Here is a 15,531-nt window from a genome sequence, read left to right as displayed (position 1 = left end):
TGCGCATAGCGCCGATCAGCACCGCGATTATAACCACCTCGTAAAACATAGAAGAATCTAAATGCCACCATGTTGATCTATCCAATAATTTTATATTTTAAGCGTAACACTTGACGCTATTAACGAGCCGCGTTAATCATATCTTTATGATCAAAACTTTCCGGGATAAAGAAACTGAAAAGATTTTCAATAGACTTCTTTCCAGAAAATTACCCCAAAATATTCAGTATCTTGCACGCAGAAAATTGGTTATTCTGGATGCAGCTACGGAATTAAATGCTCTACGCGTTCCGCCTGGTAACAGATTGGAAGCATTAAAAGGTAACCGGAAAGGACAACATAGCATTCGCATCAACGATCAGTGGCGAATTTGTTTTAAATGGAAAGCCGGTGATGCATACGATGTTGAAATTGCAGATTACCATTAGGGGGCAAAAATGAAAAATAAAAAACTTCCTCCCATTCATCCTGGTGAAATCCTTATTGAGGAATTCCTTAAACCAATGGGCCTCAGTCAATATCGACTTGCCAAAGATATAAGCGTACCGCCAAGAAGGATTAACGAAATTGTTCATGGAAAGCGTTCGATTTCAGCTGATACAGCATTGCGTTTAGGTCGATTTTTTGGAATAGCGCCGCAATTCTGGTTAAATCTCCAAACCCGATTTGATCTTGAAGTAACTGAGGATTTGCTGGCAGATCGTCTTGAAAAAGAGGTACAAGTTTTCAGCTCAAATGCAGTTTAAACCATCTTTTAGGTTATAACCAATCGCTGAACGTAACCGGGAACATCATGCTCTGTCCTCTTCAAACAGTCGTGCAACTTCCGGGGGCAGATCCGGCAGTTCCAGGGTGACGGCCCTGTCCTTGTCCCTGAACTGGAGGAAACAGGCGTGCAGGCCCATGGCGTCGAACTGCTTTTGGGTTTTTAAGAATTCAAGGGCTCTGGGGGAGCCGTACCGGGGATCGCCCACGACCGGATGCCCTGCCAGTTTGGCGTGGCGCCGGATCTGGTGCTTGCGGCCGGTGAATAATTCAATGTCCAAAAGGGTATAATGGAGGGACTGGTCCAGGACCCTATAGCGGGTCAGGGCCTCGATCTGTTTTCCCGGGCCCCGGGGATCGGTTCTGCCTCCGGCGGATTTGGTCAGGGGGGAATCCCAGGTACCCCGGGCCTTGCCGGGAGGGTCAAAATGGCCGTGGACCAGGGCTTTATAACGTTTTGTCACCTTGCCCCCTGCAAAAAGATCCGAGAGTTCGGCCAAAGTGTCCCGGTCCGTGGCCATAAGGAGGAGTCCCGAGGTCTCCTTATCCAGGCGGTGTACGGGCTGGAGTATTTCCGTGCTGCCGGGGCCCAGTCTTTCTTGGAGTCGGGATATCATATCCTTGCCCGGATCGTTATGGACACTCATGCCCCCGGGCTTTTCCGCGCAGATCCAGCCTTGTCCCTGTTCTATGATTTTGATTTTTTCTTTCATGGCCCCATCCTATCCCATTCCGTGCCGGGGGTCAAAAGGCAATGAAGGGCAGGGGCAACTGCAGAATTTCAGGTGGGCCGGACCCGGTGCCGGACTGGATCGCATCGGCCATGAACCGGGGTGATCGGTATTTTGTCGAGGAATTGTCCGTAGGGCGGGTCAGGTCTTAAAATGTAAATTGTTAGAACAAAAAATAACAATTCAAGACCTGACCCTGGGATTTCTGATCAAAATAACATTTAATTAAACGGCATGTTTTTGGTATAAGGAAAACCGGCCTGTTTTGAGATTGATAAATTTAATTCTGTAAGTGAGAATACAATAATGATCAAAAAAAGCACTGTATGCATGGGGCTTGCCCTATTCTTCATTTTTGCCCTGATCATGCCCATGACGGGCTGTGCCCCAGCCTATTATGCGGCCATGGAAAAAGTAGGCAAGGAAAAACGCCACCTGCTCAAGGACCGGGTCGAGGATGTTAAAACCGATCAGACCAAAGCCCAGGAAGAGTTTAAAGATGCCCTGACAAGAATCAGGGAACTTTACAACCTGGACGGAGGGGAACTTGAGGCCTTTTATGACCGTTTAAAAGGCTCTTATGAGGACTGCGAGGACAGGGCCGAAACAATAAGGAAGCGCATGGGCCAAGTACACACCCTTGCCACGGATCTGTTTGCCGAATGGGAAGTGGAAATCAATGAGATCGGGGACACAAAGTTAAAATCAGCAAGCCGCAAATCCCTTGCAGATGCCAAAATCAGATATAAAAAGCTTAAAACAGCCATGGACAGGTCCAGAAAAGCCATGGATCCGGTCCTATCCAAACTCAATGATTATGTGCTTTACCTTAAGCATAATCTGAATGCCAAGGCTGTAGGTGCTTTAGGCCAGGAGGTGGTCTCCATAGAAGGAGATGTGGAAAGCCTGATCCGGGACATGGGAGCATCCATTCAGGAAGCAGATCAATTCATCAAGAATTTTTAAAAGAATTACAATTTATTAAGGGGACACGATACACGATACAAAAATTTTGACAGTACAAATATAATTTGTAATTAAGTGCCAGTATGGCAAGAATAGCAAGAGAGGGACTTAACCCGAAACTGGCCCGATTAATTTTATTGATAGGATTCCGTAATATCATGTCAGACCCATTGTTCAGAGTCATAGAAGGCCAATACGAACAGTTTGTCCGCGATCTTGAGACCATTGTCAATATCGATTCCAGCAGTGACCTTCTTTCCGGCATTGAGGCTGTCGCAGCATTTTTTCAAAAACGGCTGGCTGCCCTGGGATTTGAGATCCGAATCCAACATTTTGGTGATGCAGGCGTTCCCTGCCTTGAGGCTGTCAATAAACCCGGAGACGATTCATTTGATGTCATGTTTCTCGGGCACATGGATACTGTTTTTCCTCCTGGAGAAGTGGCGGGTCGTCCTTTTTCCATCAGCGGCAACAAGGCCTTCGGCCCTGGAGTCTGTGACATGAAAGGCGGACTTCTGGTAGCGCTGCATGCGCTGGAGGCACTTCACGCGGCAGGCCTTCTCAATTCCCTTAACGTCTGTGTGGGGTTTAACGGGGACGAAGAGATCGGTTCCCCTACTTCCAGACCCTGGATACGCAGTCTGGCCCAAAAGAGCCGCCGCGTTTTTGTGTTCGAACCCTGTCGTCCCGGCTATCGATTTGTCCTTTGTCGCAAGGGTGGGGGCTGGTTCCATGTGACAGCCTCGGGCACAGCCGCCCATGCAGGCGCTGATCCCCACAAGGGAGCTAATGCGGTGGTGGAACTTGCCCACCAGGTAATTGCCATCACCGGTCTCAATGATCCCGACACAGGAACCACAGCCCAAGTCACTGTCATCAATGGTGGGGACAAGATTAATATTATTCCTGCCCTGGCATCTGCCTCTGTGGATATCCGTATCGAAAAACGGGCTCAAAAAGAACGGGTAGAGACGTTTTTTAAAGACCTGCCTGGCAACATTACCGTACCTGGGGTTACCGTGTCTGTGGAGGGCTCCATTGATCACCCCCCCATGGAGCCGGATTCCAATACCATGGCGTTGTGGGAGATCATCAGAAAAACAGCAGAAAATGTCGGCATTGAAACAGATTATATTGCCACAGGAGGCTATTCAGACGGGAACTATACGTCTGCAGAAGGAACGCCCACCATTGACGGCATGGGACTGGTGGGCAGCAATTCACACAGACACGACGAATATGTGGAGTTGGATGCTGTTGTGCCCATGGTCCGGATTGTTGCGGGTGTCTGTCGAGCCATCATCAAATAGCCTGATACCTAAAACGCTATCATCACCTTTCAGTGGACATCAGAGGAGAAAACAGGCTGCAAAATGATTCGGATGGATCTCTCGTGATTCAGGGGACGTCTGGGTGCACATATCCTGACACAGGGGACAGCGGGTGTCAAAACAGCACCCCTGCGGTGGGTTTAGTGAACTTTTGAGGATATGATACCGTTTTCATGTAAGATGTCCCCGGAATTTGTCACCGCAATTCTTTTTTTTGCAGCTCGTAAAGGGAAGGAACAGCGATACCCGGACGGTTCAATCCTTCCACTGTCATCCAGCGGGTGTGACGGTCTTCCGTTGATCCAGCCAGGGTGATGGAGCGATTGCCCCTCCTATAGATACCAATGTAGAAGGCCTGTGGATAGTGTTCATACATGGTCGCAGGCTTTTTTGATGAAGTACTCACAAAATCATAGGTTTGCACAAACGAATCTTTTGCATATTCGCCGTAGCCGGTGATCCTTGCGGGTGCCTCGATATTCCAGAAAACGTTTCTTACGCCTGCATGGGGAAGCACGCTTAGATCACCACCAGGGCAGACATAGAAACCCTTCATTTTTTCAAATAGATTTTCAAAAGGGAAGATGCCATGAAAATCCATGGCCGTGTCCGTGCCTGAATGCATATTTCTCCCTTCATAATGTGCTGTGCAATCTGTGATAACGTTTCCTGATGCGGTCATTGTAAGTGTCACCGGATGCACCAGCCGGGCATGGAACTCGACGTTTTTGATCAGGTTGTCGTTTCCCCAGCCGATTGTGACGCCGGCATGTCCTTCCTGCCCTATAAATGTCAGATCTTTCAGCGTCCACTGCGCAGATTGGCTGAGGATGATTCCCTGAGTCATGTCGGCAAAGGTCACATCTTGTACCCATCCGTTCACTGCGCTGCTGATCCAAATTCCACCCCAGAGATAGTCCTGCTCCCTGGCGGTACGGATAATTTTTTCATCCGCTGCCTGAAACGGTTTGTGGTGCCGGTACCCGCCGGGCCAAGCACTTTCGATTCGCAGATGTTCAATGCCGATCTCGCAAATGCCGTTGAAAGAGAAAATTTTAGGGGTGTAGCGTAAGGGCTGATCGAATCTTGCCGGACGGGTTAAACGGATGGTATGGGCATCGATAATTTTTTCAATACCTGCTATCCAGGAAAGCGTTTGGACCGCAGGTCCAAACGTGTCTTTCTGGACAGGGCTGAACGTGAACGGTGTGGTCAGTTGCACAGGGATATCCGCTTTATTGGGTGCCGGATGTGTGGGGTCGATGAGGGGGTCGCTGCATACGATAGTCACGATCTGTCCTTCAGAAAATTTTCCGGTATCGGTCACCGGAATATCTGTTTGTCCCCGGATAACGTTTTGTGTAAAAGCGGCGAGTTCGTTACGCTCCTCAGCGCCTATGACTGCTAACGCCGTATGATGCCGGGCCTCGATCTCGGCTGAAACGGTTCCCAGACGCCGGACCAACCCCTCTTTTCCCGGCGCACCCATGAAAAGGGTGGTTCCGATTTTACCGGAGCCTTGGCCCCGCAAAACAATACGGTCAGAACGGATTTGGAGGTAGGGAGACGCTTTTGTTTGATGAATGTCGTATCTGCCTTTGGGTAGAAATACAACACCTCCGCCGACTGTAGCCGCAGCATCGATGGCCGCCTGGATCGCCAAAGTGTCTTCTTTGTCGTCATCAGGCACAGCGCCAAACCTTACATTGGTGACATCGAACACTGGGTTTTCTATTTCCGGTATTGGTTTTTCCCCCATACGATACCCAGCCCTTGAAAAATCCGGAAGGTGGATACCTGTGGGACCGTTCTTGACAAACGCCTTCCACACAGAAGGCGTCCATTTTTTTGCTATTTCATCTAAATAAGCAGACCCTTCTTTTTCTGCAGGTGTTCGTTTTTCTATTCCGGCATTATAGCATCCAACCGATAAAAAATAAGGAAGAATAAAAATGATCATTCCTTTTAGAATCAATGCATGATTAAAATTTTTCAGGATTTGCATCAAGAGGATCGCCTTTCCAGGTAGATAATCTGTTTTTATATGAAAGTTCCAATAAGTTACTGAATTACTTTCATGCTTTGTTGTGGGTTGAGCCTGGGTGTTGATAGACCAGCTCAGCCGATGGCTGTTATACGGGTCATTAGTATTGCCTTGTTATCATATGAATTATTAAAATCATATCGGTATATGGTTGTCAATTTTACAATTGACTCAGTCGATGTGACTCTTTATAGTCCACCAGTGTAAATAAGAAGCAGAGGGTTTTAAGGTTGTTAACTCGATCATTGAGTGTTAAGGAACGAAGGCAACATACGGCCCGGCCCGGCAATTATTTATTGACCATTTGAAATAAATATCCGTTGCGGACGACCATGCTATTCAATTCTTTTCAATTTGCCATATTTTTTCCCATTTTAATCGGGCTCTACTATTTAATCCCCCATCGGTACAGATGGCTTTTGCTTCTATCATCAAGCTATTTTTTTTATTCCTTTGCAAAAACCGAATACATTTTTCTTCTCATGGGATCGACCTTATGCAACTATACCCTGGGCATTCTCATGTCTGTTACCTCGAAAAAAAAAAGAAAACCTTATATGTGGGCAGGTGTTTTTTTAAACATCGGAACACTGTTTTTGTTCAAATATTTCAATTTTTTCAGCAAATCAGCCACGAGTGTGCTTGCCTCCCTGAATATCCACCAAGATGTTCCTATGTTTCAGTTGCTCCTTCCGGTGGGCATTTCCTTCTATACATTCCAGAGCCTGGGCTATATTCTGGATGTTTACAACGGAAAGTTTCCGGCGGAACGTAAACTAAGCATTTTCGCACTGTTCACAGCATTCTTTCCCCCGTTGCTTTCAGGTCCAATCAACCGGGCCCGGCACCTGATGCCTCAATTCAAACAGCCCCACCCCTTTGATTGTCAGAAAGTAACGGAGGGTTTGCGGCTCATACTCTGGGGGCTTGTCAAAAAAATGGTCATTGCCGACCATCTTGCTGTGTATGTCAACCATGTTTACAACCATGTGGGGGATTATCAGGGCATTCCGCTCATTATCGCCACCCTGTTTTATACTGTACAGATCTACTGCGATTTTTCAGGATATACGGATATGGCCCGCGGAAGCGCTAAGGCTCTGGGATATGACCTGATGGAGAATTTCAGGTATCCTTATTTTTCAACGTCTCTCCACGAATTCTGGCAACGCTGGCATATCTCCCTGTCCACCTGGTTTCGGGATTATGTATATATACCATTGGGCGGAAACCGAGCGACAAAATGGCGATGGCGGTACAATATTTTTATTACCTTTATGGTAAGCGGGTTGTGGCACGGGGCGAACTGGACCTTTGTGGTCTGGGGCGCTTTGCATGGTGTTATGCTGATTTTGGAGAACGTCACACAGCATTTCCAGACGCGACTGGCAGACAGGTTGTTTCCAGACAAGGCATCCAGGCTGAATCAAGGGGTTCAGGTGGCGATTACTATGTGCATGGTTTCCTTTGCCTGGGTATTTTTCCGGGCCAATTCGATCGGAGACGCATTTGCCATTATCCGTAAAATGTTCTTGATCGGTATTGACGGATTTGGTTTGAAACAGTCCGGAATTGATGTTGTGGGCATCCCGCAATTTGTTTTTCTGCTTTCTATGATTGTGTTGCTTTTTCTGGTAGAAATGTGGGAAGGGCGAGGATGGGTCCACGAACAGCTGGGAAATCTCTCACTCACGGCTCGCTGGACCATCTATACTGCCGCATTCTGGTCGGTATTGATTTCGGGTGTGTTCGGAGTGAAACAAGAATTCATTTATTTTCAGTTTTGATAAGGAACGAATATTCAGGCTGACGAAAGCAAGGCATGGGCAGAAAGCTTTTTATTGTAAAATTAGTGATCTTTGGGATGTTGAATCTTTTTATTCTCACAGTTCTTCTCTATTGTTTTTCAGGGCGGCACCGAGATATCCGCCTTTCATATGCCGAAAGTGAGTCAAACCTCTTGGTTATTGGAAAAAACGAACATTATCCAGCCCTCTTTCTGGGAACATCAAGGGGCCGCGTGCTTTCCCGGGATGGGAACCATGAAATGGTGGAGAGAATCCTGGGCAGGAGGGTTGCCAACCTGTCCAAAGGGGGCGGCGGTGGTTTGATGCCTATGGATGTTCATCTCTCTTTTTTTCTGAACCAGGGAAACACGGTAAATCATATTATTTACCTGGTGGACCCGTTTATTTTCTATTCTTCCATCAACAATGAAAACAACGATTTTTTTCTCAGGGATGAGCCGTTCGAGCTGTTCATTTTTTTTAAACTCATTAAGGACTGTTATCCCATGGATCGGCTTTTTTCCTACCTTCAAATGATTCCGGTAACGGACTGGCGAAAAATTTCCCGCTACGCAGCCCCCGGATTAACGGACGGCACGCTTAAAAAAATCGATGAAAAAAAGATGGAAAAGGCGGAAAAACATTATTTGAAAAAGTATAACCAGAACAGCTTTGTCGCTTACGGCCATGTGGTTGATGACATTAATCGGATAGTGAAAACGCATGGCGCCACCATCACCTATGTCATGCTCCCATTGTTGATGCCTGATTTTCCCGGTCTACCTGAGGTGGATGCTTTCTTGCGGGGGACTGCTGATCGTGAAGCGGGGGTGTTTTACATCAATTGCGCATCGTGCATGCAGGATAAAAAATTTTATTACGACCATATGCACTTCAATAAAACAGGCATTGAATACTTCTTAAAGACATACATCCTTCCCATATTAAAGACCGCAGATTAAAAAACTTGAACGAAATAGCTTGCCTTTTGGCCCATCTCCTTCGTTGCATTAAAGGCCCAATAGGCCTGCTGTTCAACCTTTAATGCGCCTTGTAGATGAACCAAAATTCGGCGTTATTTCTGCTCAACTTATTTAATCTGCGGTCCTAAGCAAGGACGAGGAAGATATTGGTGGTTTTTTTGCGTTTGATTCGAATTTTAATGATGCGTAAATTCGCAGTTGAGTTGGACGTTATACGCCAAGTCTCCTGATCATCTGATAAAGAAATTGACAACGCCTGAATCATTCCTATAGTTTTGAATTATTTGAATATAATTATTAGGATGATGCAAAGATGATCGACCCGGATGCCATAGACAACCTCAAAAAAATTGTGGGTAAGGATAGGTGTTTTGATTCGGCCGAGCAGCTGGCCTGCTATTGTTATGATGCCTATTTTGAAGAGGCCATGCCCGATCTGGTTTTGTTTCCCTGTACCCGGGATGAGGTGTCCGGCATTTTAAAAATATGTTCTATCCATAAGATCCCGGTAACGGCCCGGGGCGCGGGAACTTCGCTGTGCGGTGCCAGTATCCCGGCCAAAGGCGGTGTGGTGCTGTGTTTTTCAAAAATGAACCGGATTGTTGAGATTAATACCAAAGACCGGTACGCGATTGTGGAACCGGGCGTGGTCAATGCTGATCTTCAAAAGGCTCTGGCCCCTTTCGGGTTCTTTTATCCACCGGACCCCGGTTCCATGGCCATGTCCACCATTGGCGGCAATGTGGCCCAGAATGCCGGTGGCCCCCGGTGCCTTAAATATGGGGTAACGGTTGATTATGTCCTGGGCATGGAGGTGGTGCTGGCGTCGGGAAAGGTGGTGCGCTTCGGTAGCCGCAACGTCAAGGATGTTACCGGCTACCGGCTCTCCAGCCTGTTTTGCGGGTCCGAAGGAACTTTGGGCATGGTCACTTCAATAATCCTCAAGGTGCTGCCCCTGCCTGAAAGCGTGTCCACGCTGCTTGTCACCTTTGATGACCTGGACAATACGGCAAAGGCTGTGGCCGATATCATTGGTGCCGGTATTTTGCCGGTGGCATTGGAGCTGATGGACAAGACCACCATCCGGACCATTGAAGAAAAGGCCCATATCGGGTTGCCGGTGGATGCCGAAGGCACGTTGCTCATCGAAGTGGACGGGGTGAAAGAGGCGTGTGAAAAAGAGATCAAAAAAATTACCGAAAAGCTTGAGGCCAACGGGGCTGTGAATATCGAGGTTGCCAAGACAGAGGATGAGCGTGAAACACTCTGGCATGCAAGACGTTCGGTTTACGGGGTCTTTGCCAAGCTTTCACCCAGTCTGTACACGGAAGATATTGTGGTGCCCGCCGGTAAAATTCCGGAAATGACCCGCATGATCGTGGATATCGCAGATAAATACAAATTGCTGGTGGGCGTGATGGCCCATGCCGGCGACGGGAACATGCATCCCATGATTCCGGCAGATAAATCCAATAAAGAAGAGTGGGCCAGGGTGAAAAAAGCCTTTGACGAGATTATGGCCGCAGCCGCTTCCCTGAACGGCACCCTGTCCGGCGAGCACGGCATCGGCCTTGCCAAGACCGAATATCTGCCTTTGGTCATGGATGAAGATGCCATTGAGTTCATGGGCGTCATTAAAAAAGCAGTGGATCCGGACGGTATTCTGAATCCGGGGAAGTTTGTGTAATATGGCTGATTCATATGGACAAAATTGCAACAAGTGTGGGTTCTGTCTGTCTGTGTGCCCGACATACCAGGCCCAGGGCACCGAGGATGCCTCCCCGAGAGCCCGGATACAGCTCATTGATTTTTTTTCAGATCATAAGATCGGTTCATCCGAAAAACTCAAGGATATTATTTCCAAATGCCTGATGTGCGGCAGTTGCGCCAACATTTGTCCTGCGGGTATCAACCATCCCGAACGCTATGTGCGCATGCGCGAAAAGATGATCCGGGACCACGGGGATAGACCTGAGATCAAAAGCCTGGTCTATCTTCTGGCAAAGGAGTCCCGAATCCGGATGGCGGCAGGTGCGGCCAGAATGGCCCAGAAAATTGTCCCCCACGTATTTGCCGAAAAATACCGGCTGGGCAGCATCGCGTTAAAACAATTTCCTGTTTTTAATAAAGTGCCGTTCAGGACAGCGGCCCGGAAAGCGATGGCGCGTAAGCCCGGGAAAAAATCCAAAGGCGTGCCGGCTCTGAAATACGGCCGGGTGGCCTATTTTACAGGCTGTGCCACCAACTATCTTTTTGAGGACACAGGCTTTGCCGTTCTGGATATTCTGCGCCACATGGGGGTTGAGGTGATCATCCCCGAAACCCAGACCTGCTGCGGCATTCCCATGCTTTTCCACGGCGGCCGGGAAAATGTAAAAAGCAATATCAACACCAACCTGGCCTGCCTGGATGCCCAGGGGATTGATGCCGTCATCGTGGATTGTCCCACTTGCGGTGCTGCGTTGAAAAATGACTATCCTGCGCTTGCAGAAGAATTTGGGTTGGATCAGGATGCGGCGAACCGTGTGGCGGAAAAAGTGGTGGATATCAGCACTTTTATCATGGCCCATGCCCGGCCCCAAGATTTTCCCCAAAACCATGAAACGATACGCGTTACCTATCACCAGCCCTGCCATTTGAGAAATCATATGCCCAGCCCGGGAAGCGCCCAGGGGCTTTTGAATGCACTACAGGGTGTTGAATATATCCCGGCGTTGGATATGGATTCCTGCTGCGGTGGCGGCGGTACTTTTTTCTATGAATATCCTGAGGTGTCCAGGGGCATTGCAAATAAAAAAGTGACCAATGCCAAAGCCACAGGGGCGAATCTCTGGGTGACCGACTGTCCGGTCTGCCGGATAAACCTGGGGGGATATCTTGATGACTCCGCAGACTTAACCGTGGTGCATCCGGCGCGTCTTGCCGCCCAATTCCTGCCGGACCTGAAGGGCAGAAAAGGATGATGAAAAGAATTTTAATAATTTTTTTAATTGATCTATATTAAAGAAATTTTTCACCAAACGATTTTATTTTTAAATTGTAATGTGTTAGGTAGTAGTCAATACACCATTACAACTTTTTCTCTGCCGTCGTTCATTTTATTTTTATACTTTTTCTTTGTAAATTGATCCAGATCAAGGTTTTTGCACTTTTTTAATCATATATTGTACCTGCGACGTAAGGAATCAGTTAGCAGTTAATTAATAAAAAGGAGATCTTTACATGTTTTGTTTTCAATGTCAGGAAACCGCGAAAAATCAGGGATGTACCATCAATGGTATTTGTGGGAAAAAGGGAAACACGGCAAATCTTCAGGACCTATTGATCTATAATTTAAAAGGGATCGCCGTTCTTGCTCAAAAAGCAAAAGACGCAGGTCTGGAAGTCCCAACGGCCAATGCGCAATTTATCGCCGAAGGGTTGTTTACGACGATTACAAATACCAATTTTAATGATGAAGACCTTAAAACCTGGATTGTCCGTGCCCAGGCACTTAAAAAGGAATTGTTGGAGAGCGTTAAAGATAAGGTCGGATCAGATCTTCATGATTGTGCGACCTGGTTTTCGGATGATACTTCAGAATTTGAAGCCAAAGCAGAAACCGTTGGTGTTCTTTCAACAGAGAATGAAGATGTCAGATCTCTCAGGGAGCTTCTGGTCATCGGCTTAAAAGGTATTTGTGCATACGCTGATCATGCCGCTGTTCTTGGCGTCACTAAAGATGAAATTTGGAATTTTCTGTATGAGGCATTAACCTCGACGACCCAGGACCTAAGTGTTGATGAAATGGTTGCTATGGTCATGAAAGCCGGTGAAATGGCTGTGACCACAATGGCGGCTTTGGACCAGGCCAATACCCAGGCCTACGGCAACCCGGAGATAACAGAAGTCAATCTTGGTGTGGGTACAAACCCCGGCATTCTGATTTCCGGTCATGACTTGAAAGACATGGAAGAATTGCTGGTCCAGACAAAAGACACAGGCGTTGATGTGTATACCCATGGGGAAATGCTGCCTGCCAATTATTATCCTGCATTTAAAAAATACGATCACCTGAAAGGTAATTACGGCGGCTCCTGGTGGCACCAGAATGAAGATTTTCAAACCTTTAACGGTCCCGTCCTGATGACTACCAACTGCATTATCCCCATTAAAAAGAAAAATACATATCAGGACAAGGTTTTCACGACTGGTGTTGTTTCTTATCCAGGCATAACGCATATTCCGAATAGAACCGATGGCGGCGCCAAAGATTTTTCAGAGATGATTGAACTTGCAAAAACTTGCCCGCCGCCCACTGAAATAGAAACAGGTAAAATCGTTGGCGGATTTGCACATAATCAGGTTCTGGCATTGGCTGATAAGGTAGTCGAAGCAATTAAATCAGGTGCTATCAAACGCTTCATCGTCATGGCCGGCTGCGATGGCCGCCAGAAAGACAGACATTATTTCACAGAAGTGGCTGAAAACTTACCTAAAGATACCGTGATCCTCACTGCCGGGTGTGCAAAATACAGGTACAATAAACTGGATCTGGGCGACATCGGCGGAATTCCAAGAGTGCTGGACGCAGGACAATGTAACGATTCTTACTCACTGGCTGTGATCGCCATGAAACTGCGGGATGCATTTGGGCTGGATCACATTAATGACCTGCCGATTTCCTTTGATATCGCTTGGTATGAACAAAAGGCGGTGGCTGTTCTGTTGGCATTGCTGCATCTGGGTGTTAAGGGTATTCGTTTAGGTCCCACGCTGCCTGCTTTTGTTTCACCCACCGTGTTGAATGTACTGGTTGAAAAGTTTGATATCAAGCCCATTGGTGACGTTGACGCAGATATTCAAGCCATGATGGCCGGTAATTAGAAAATAACGGGATAGATAACGACGCATCTAAAAAAGTAGTATAAAACAAGTTCAAGTAAAAAAAAGCAGCCGTTAAAACGAATTTTGACGGCTGCTTTTTTATTTACGAGATGTAATTCACATAGATCAGTCTGACAATGGTTAAACATACCATGGTCAGGAAAATGGGCCGGATAAAGGGTGTCCCGCGTTTGATGGCCATTCCCGAACCGATATTGGCCCCGATGATCTGGCCGGCCGCCATAATCAGCCCTGCGGTGTAAAGTACATTGCCCCCCGCGATAAAGAGGACCAAAGCCGTGATATTTGACACAAAATTCATGATCCGGGTGGTGCCGGTGGCTTTTGTCATGTCCATGCCCATGAAAATGAGCAAAGCCCCGGTCCAGAAGGCGCCGGTACCGGGGCCGAAAAATCCGTCATAAAAGCCTAATCCAAAGCCGAAGAGCAGGAAAAAGAGATTTTTCTGCATCCGGACCTTTGCCTGGGCCACGCCCAGATCCTTTGCCATAAGGGTATAGAAAAAGACAAACAGCAGCATAAAGGGCACCAGGTGTCCGATAAAGTCAGCATGGATCTGTTGTATGGCCCAGGCGCCTGTGGCCGCCCCGATAAAGGTAAAGGCTATGCCTGCCAGATTGTCGGACAGTTTTACCTTACCCTTGCGGATGAAGGTGGCGGCTGCTGACAATGTCCCGAAACTTCCCTGGAATTTGTTGGTGCCCAGGGCCAGCTGGGGCGGCAGTCCCACAGACAGAAGTGCGGGCAGGGCGATCAGCCCGCCGCCGCCGGCAATGGCGTCCACAAATCCTGCCAAAAGGCCTGAAATAAATAAAAGTACATAGGACGGAAAGGTCAGTTCCATTGTTCGTGTCTGTTCCTATCAATTAAAAGTACGGGGCAGCTCTGTTTGCAATCCCGGAAAAAAGGCGTATAAAAACCACAAATGCAGTTAACTTAGCGACCTGGTGCTTAATGGACATAATTTCAACCATCATACCAATATTCATTATTATTTTTCTGGGTATATTTGCCCGGCATAAAGGTTTTTTATCCCAGGATTTTTTACACCAGGCCAATCGCCTTGTTTACTACATCGCCATCCCTGCCATGATTTTCAGCGCCATTGCTAAATCCTCTTTGAAAACCCAGTTTCATCCAGGGGTGATCCTGATCACGCTTACAACCGTGTGCCTTATTGTGCCGGTTGCCTGGTTGACAGCACGTTTGGTGAACATTGCACCGTCATCAAAGGGCTCTTTTATCCATAGTGCCTTTCATGGCAACCTGGGGTATATCGGCCTTGCCGTGGCCTTTTATTACCTGGGGCACGCGGGCTTTGTCAAGGCAGCCATTATTGCAGGTTTTGTCATGATCCTGCAAAATGTCATGGCTGTGGCAGTGCTCCAGTTTTACAGCCGGGCTGCCGGGAGCAGTAGCAGTACAAACCTGACCTCAACTTTGGGTTCTGCCATGACCAATCCGGTGATCCTGTCTGCCCTGGCAGGCATTGTTTATTCCCTTCTGGGGATGCCTCTGCCGGTGATCCTGGACCGGTCGCTTACCATTCTTAAGGGGATGGCGCTGCCTATGGCATTATTGGTGATCGGGGCCTCGCTCTCCTTTGAAAAAATCCGGCTGGTCTTTTCGTCCGTGGCCATGGCTTCGGTGTTAAAGCTTCTGGTGATGCCCGCCATGGGGTTTGTTCTGTTTACGCTGTTTGGGATATCTGCATCGGATTTTATTCCAGGGTTGATTATTCTTGCAGCGCCCACGGCTACCCTGGTCTTTATCATGGCAGAACAGATCGGCGGGGACCCGGATCTTGGCGTAGCTGCCATCTCTATCTCTACACTTGTGTCCGGGCTTACTTACGGCATCTGGCTGAGCGTGGGATAGCCAGAACCCTGACCCATTAGAATATATATCAGTTTCCACATAGATGGTCCTTCTTATGATCAAGACTCAAATTGTAAATGTTATGAATACCAGCCCGACCTTAGTACCTTTAAAATGGAGACTTAAAATTGATGGTGTCGTAAGAAGTCTCCGTCTACT

14 protein-coding genes are annotated in these 15,531 nt (G+C 47.6%); 11 read left to right on the top strand and 3 right to left on the bottom strand.

The window, feature by feature from the left end:
• Nucleotides 1–146: 146 nt before the first annotated feature.
• Both EYB58_RS02525 and EYB58_RS02520 read left to right on the top strand, forming a co-directional pair.
• Nucleotides 147–428, top strand: coding sequence for a type II toxin-antitoxin system RelE/ParE family toxin (locus tag EYB58_RS02525; protein WP_111955397.1), 282 nt, complete (start codon nucleotides 147–149; stop codon nucleotides 426–428).
• Nucleotides 429–437: 9 nt separating this feature from the next.
• The gene (locus tag EYB58_RS02520) at nucleotides 438–746 is read left to right on the top strand and encodes a HigA family addiction module antitoxin (protein WP_111955395.1); all 309 of its coding nucleotides are present in this window, start codon (nucleotides 438–440) and stop codon (nucleotides 744–746) included.
• Nucleotides 747–791: 45 nt separating this feature from the next.
• Here the strand turns inward: EYB58_RS02520 and EYB58_RS02515 are convergent, their stop codons facing one another.
• Nucleotides 792–1,478 carry an RluA family pseudouridine synthase gene (locus EYB58_RS02515; RefSeq protein WP_111955393.1) on the bottom strand — a complete coding sequence of 229 codons (687 nt, stop codon included), beginning with the start codon at nucleotides 1,476–1,478 and terminating at the stop codon, nucleotides 792–794.
• 41 nt (nucleotides 1,479–1,519) lie between these two features.
• On the opposite strand from EYB58_RS02515, the gene EYB58_RS24370 reads away from it, so the two are divergent.
• The 3 genes from EYB58_RS24370 to EYB58_RS02505 all read left to right on the top strand — a co-directional run bounded on the left by EYB58_RS24370 (nucleotide 1,520) and on the right by EYB58_RS02505 (nucleotide 3,772).
• Nucleotides 1,520–1,648: a hypothetical protein gene (locus tag EYB58_RS24370; protein ID WP_278186348.1), complete on the top strand. Its 129-nt coding sequence runs from the start codon at nucleotides 1,520–1,522 to the stop codon at nucleotides 1,646–1,648.
• A 154-nt stretch (nucleotides 1,649–1,802) separates the two neighbouring features.
• Nucleotides 1,803–2,462: a DUF2959 family protein gene (locus tag EYB58_RS02510; protein WP_111955391.1), complete on the top strand. Its 660-nt coding sequence runs from the start codon at nucleotides 1,803–1,805 to the stop codon at nucleotides 2,460–2,462.
• 158 nt (nucleotides 2,463–2,620) lie between these two features.
• The gene (locus EYB58_RS02505) at nucleotides 2,621–3,772 is read left to right on the top strand and encodes a M20 family metallopeptidase (protein ID WP_163354358.1); all 1,152 of its coding nucleotides are present in this window, start codon (nucleotides 2,621–2,623) and stop codon (nucleotides 3,770–3,772) included.
• Between the two features lie 217 nt (nucleotides 3,773–3,989).
• Here the strand turns inward: EYB58_RS02505 and EYB58_RS02500 are convergent, their stop codons facing one another.
• Nucleotides 3,990–5,798, bottom strand: a complete 1,809-nt coding sequence (locus EYB58_RS02500) for a right-handed parallel beta-helix repeat-containing protein (RefSeq protein ID WP_111955387.1) — start codon at nucleotides 5,796–5,798, stop codon at nucleotides 3,990–3,992.
• A gap of 371 nt (nucleotides 5,799–6,169) precedes the next feature.
• On the opposite strand from EYB58_RS02500, the gene EYB58_RS02495 reads away from it, so the two are divergent.
• The 5 genes from EYB58_RS02495 to hcp all read left to right on the top strand — a co-directional run bounded on the left by EYB58_RS02495 (nucleotide 6,170) and on the right by hcp (nucleotide 13,473).
• Nucleotides 6,170–7,624: an MBOAT family O-acyltransferase gene (locus EYB58_RS02495; RefSeq protein ID WP_111955385.1), complete on the top strand. Its 1,455-nt coding sequence runs from the start codon at nucleotides 6,170–6,172 to the stop codon at nucleotides 7,622–7,624.
• 35 nt (nucleotides 7,625–7,659) lie between these two features.
• Nucleotides 7,660–8,586: a hypothetical protein gene (locus EYB58_RS02490; RefSeq protein ID WP_111955383.1), complete on the top strand. Its 927-nt coding sequence runs from the start codon at nucleotides 7,660–7,662 to the stop codon at nucleotides 8,584–8,586.
• A 334-nt stretch (nucleotides 8,587–8,920) separates the two neighbouring features.
• Nucleotides 8,921–10,294 (top strand): FAD-binding oxidoreductase, encoded by a 1,374-nt coding sequence (locus tag EYB58_RS02485; RefSeq protein WP_111955381.1) that lies wholly within the window; start codon nucleotides 8,921–8,923, stop codon nucleotides 10,292–10,294.
• 1 nt (nucleotide 10,295) lies between these two features.
• On the top strand, nucleotides 10,296–11,570 hold the full coding sequence (locus EYB58_RS02480; RefSeq protein WP_111955379.1) for a (Fe-S)-binding protein: 1,275 nt from the start codon (nucleotides 10,296–10,298) through the stop codon (nucleotides 11,568–11,570).
• 259 nt (nucleotides 11,571–11,829) lie between these two features.
• Nucleotides 11,830–13,473, top strand: a complete 1,644-nt coding sequence (gene hcp / locus EYB58_RS02475) for a hydroxylamine reductase (protein ID WP_111955377.1) — start codon at nucleotides 11,830–11,832, stop codon at nucleotides 13,471–13,473.
• 103 nt (nucleotides 13,474–13,576) lie between these two features.
• Here the strand turns inward: hcp and EYB58_RS02470 are convergent, their stop codons facing one another.
• Nucleotides 13,577–14,338, bottom strand: a complete 762-nt coding sequence (locus EYB58_RS02470) for a TSUP family transporter (RefSeq protein WP_111955375.1) — start codon at nucleotides 14,336–14,338, stop codon at nucleotides 13,577–13,579.
• 110 nt (nucleotides 14,339–14,448) lie between these two features.
• On the opposite strand from EYB58_RS02470, the gene EYB58_RS02465 reads away from it, so the two are divergent.
• On the top strand, nucleotides 14,449–15,372 hold the full coding sequence (locus EYB58_RS02465) for an AEC family transporter (protein ID WP_111955366.1): 924 nt from the start codon (nucleotides 14,449–14,451) through the stop codon (nucleotides 15,370–15,372).
• Nucleotides 15,373–15,531 lie beyond the last annotated feature (159 nt).

The organism is Desulfobacter hydrogenophilus (assembly GCF_004319545.1).
Lineage (GTDB): Bacteria > Desulfobacterota > Desulfobacteria > Desulfobacterales > Desulfobacteraceae > Desulfobacter > Desulfobacter hydrogenophilus.
Note: the sequence above shows the minus strand (reverse complement) of the source record. Positions and strands in the feature narration are given on the sequence as shown.

Bases quoted from the DNA above. Each gene is read 5' to 3' on its own strand.
- EYB58_RS02525 (WP_111955397.1), top strand. From the start codon at position 147: ATGATCAAAACTTTCCGGGATAAAGAAACTGAAAAGATTTTCAATAGA.
- EYB58_RS02520 (WP_111955395.1), top strand. From the start codon at position 438: ATGAAAAATAAAAAACTTCCTCCCATTCATCCTGGTGAAATCCTTATT.
- EYB58_RS02515 (WP_111955393.1), bottom strand. From the start codon at position 1,478: ATGAAAGAAAAAATCAAAATCATAGAACAGGGACAAGGCTGGATCTGC.
- EYB58_RS24370 (WP_278186348.1), top strand. From the start codon at position 1,520: ATGAAGGGCAGGGGCAACTGCAGAATTTCAGGTGGGCCGGACCCGGTG.
- EYB58_RS02510 (WP_111955391.1), top strand. From the start codon at position 1,803: ATGATCAAAAAAAGCACTGTATGCATGGGGCTTGCCCTATTCTTCATT.
- EYB58_RS02505 (WP_163354358.1), top strand. From the start codon at position 2,621: ATGTCAGACCCATTGTTCAGAGTCATAGAAGGCCAATACGAACAGTTT.
- EYB58_RS02500 (WP_111955387.1), bottom strand. From the start codon at position 5,798: ATGCAAATCCTGAAAAATTTTAATCATGCATTGATTCTAAAAGGAATG.
- EYB58_RS02495 (WP_111955385.1), top strand. From the start codon at position 6,170: ATGCTATTCAATTCTTTTCAATTTGCCATATTTTTTCCCATTTTAATC.
- EYB58_RS02490 (WP_111955383.1), top strand. From the start codon at position 7,660: ATGGGCAGAAAGCTTTTTATTGTAAAATTAGTGATCTTTGGGATGTTG.
- EYB58_RS02485 (WP_111955381.1), top strand. From the start codon at position 8,921: ATGATCGACCCGGATGCCATAGACAACCTCAAAAAAATTGTGGGTAAG.
- EYB58_RS02480 (WP_111955379.1), top strand. From the start codon at position 10,296: ATGGCTGATTCATATGGACAAAATTGCAACAAGTGTGGGTTCTGTCTG.
- hcp (WP_111955377.1), top strand. From the start codon at position 11,830: ATGTTTTGTTTTCAATGTCAGGAAACCGCGAAAAATCAGGGATGTACC.
- EYB58_RS02470 (WP_111955375.1), bottom strand. From the start codon at position 14,338: ATGGAACTGACCTTTCCGTCCTATGTACTTTTATTTATTTCAGGCCTT.
- EYB58_RS02465 (WP_111955366.1), top strand. From the start codon at position 14,449: ATGGACATAATTTCAACCATCATACCAATATTCATTATTATTTTTCTG.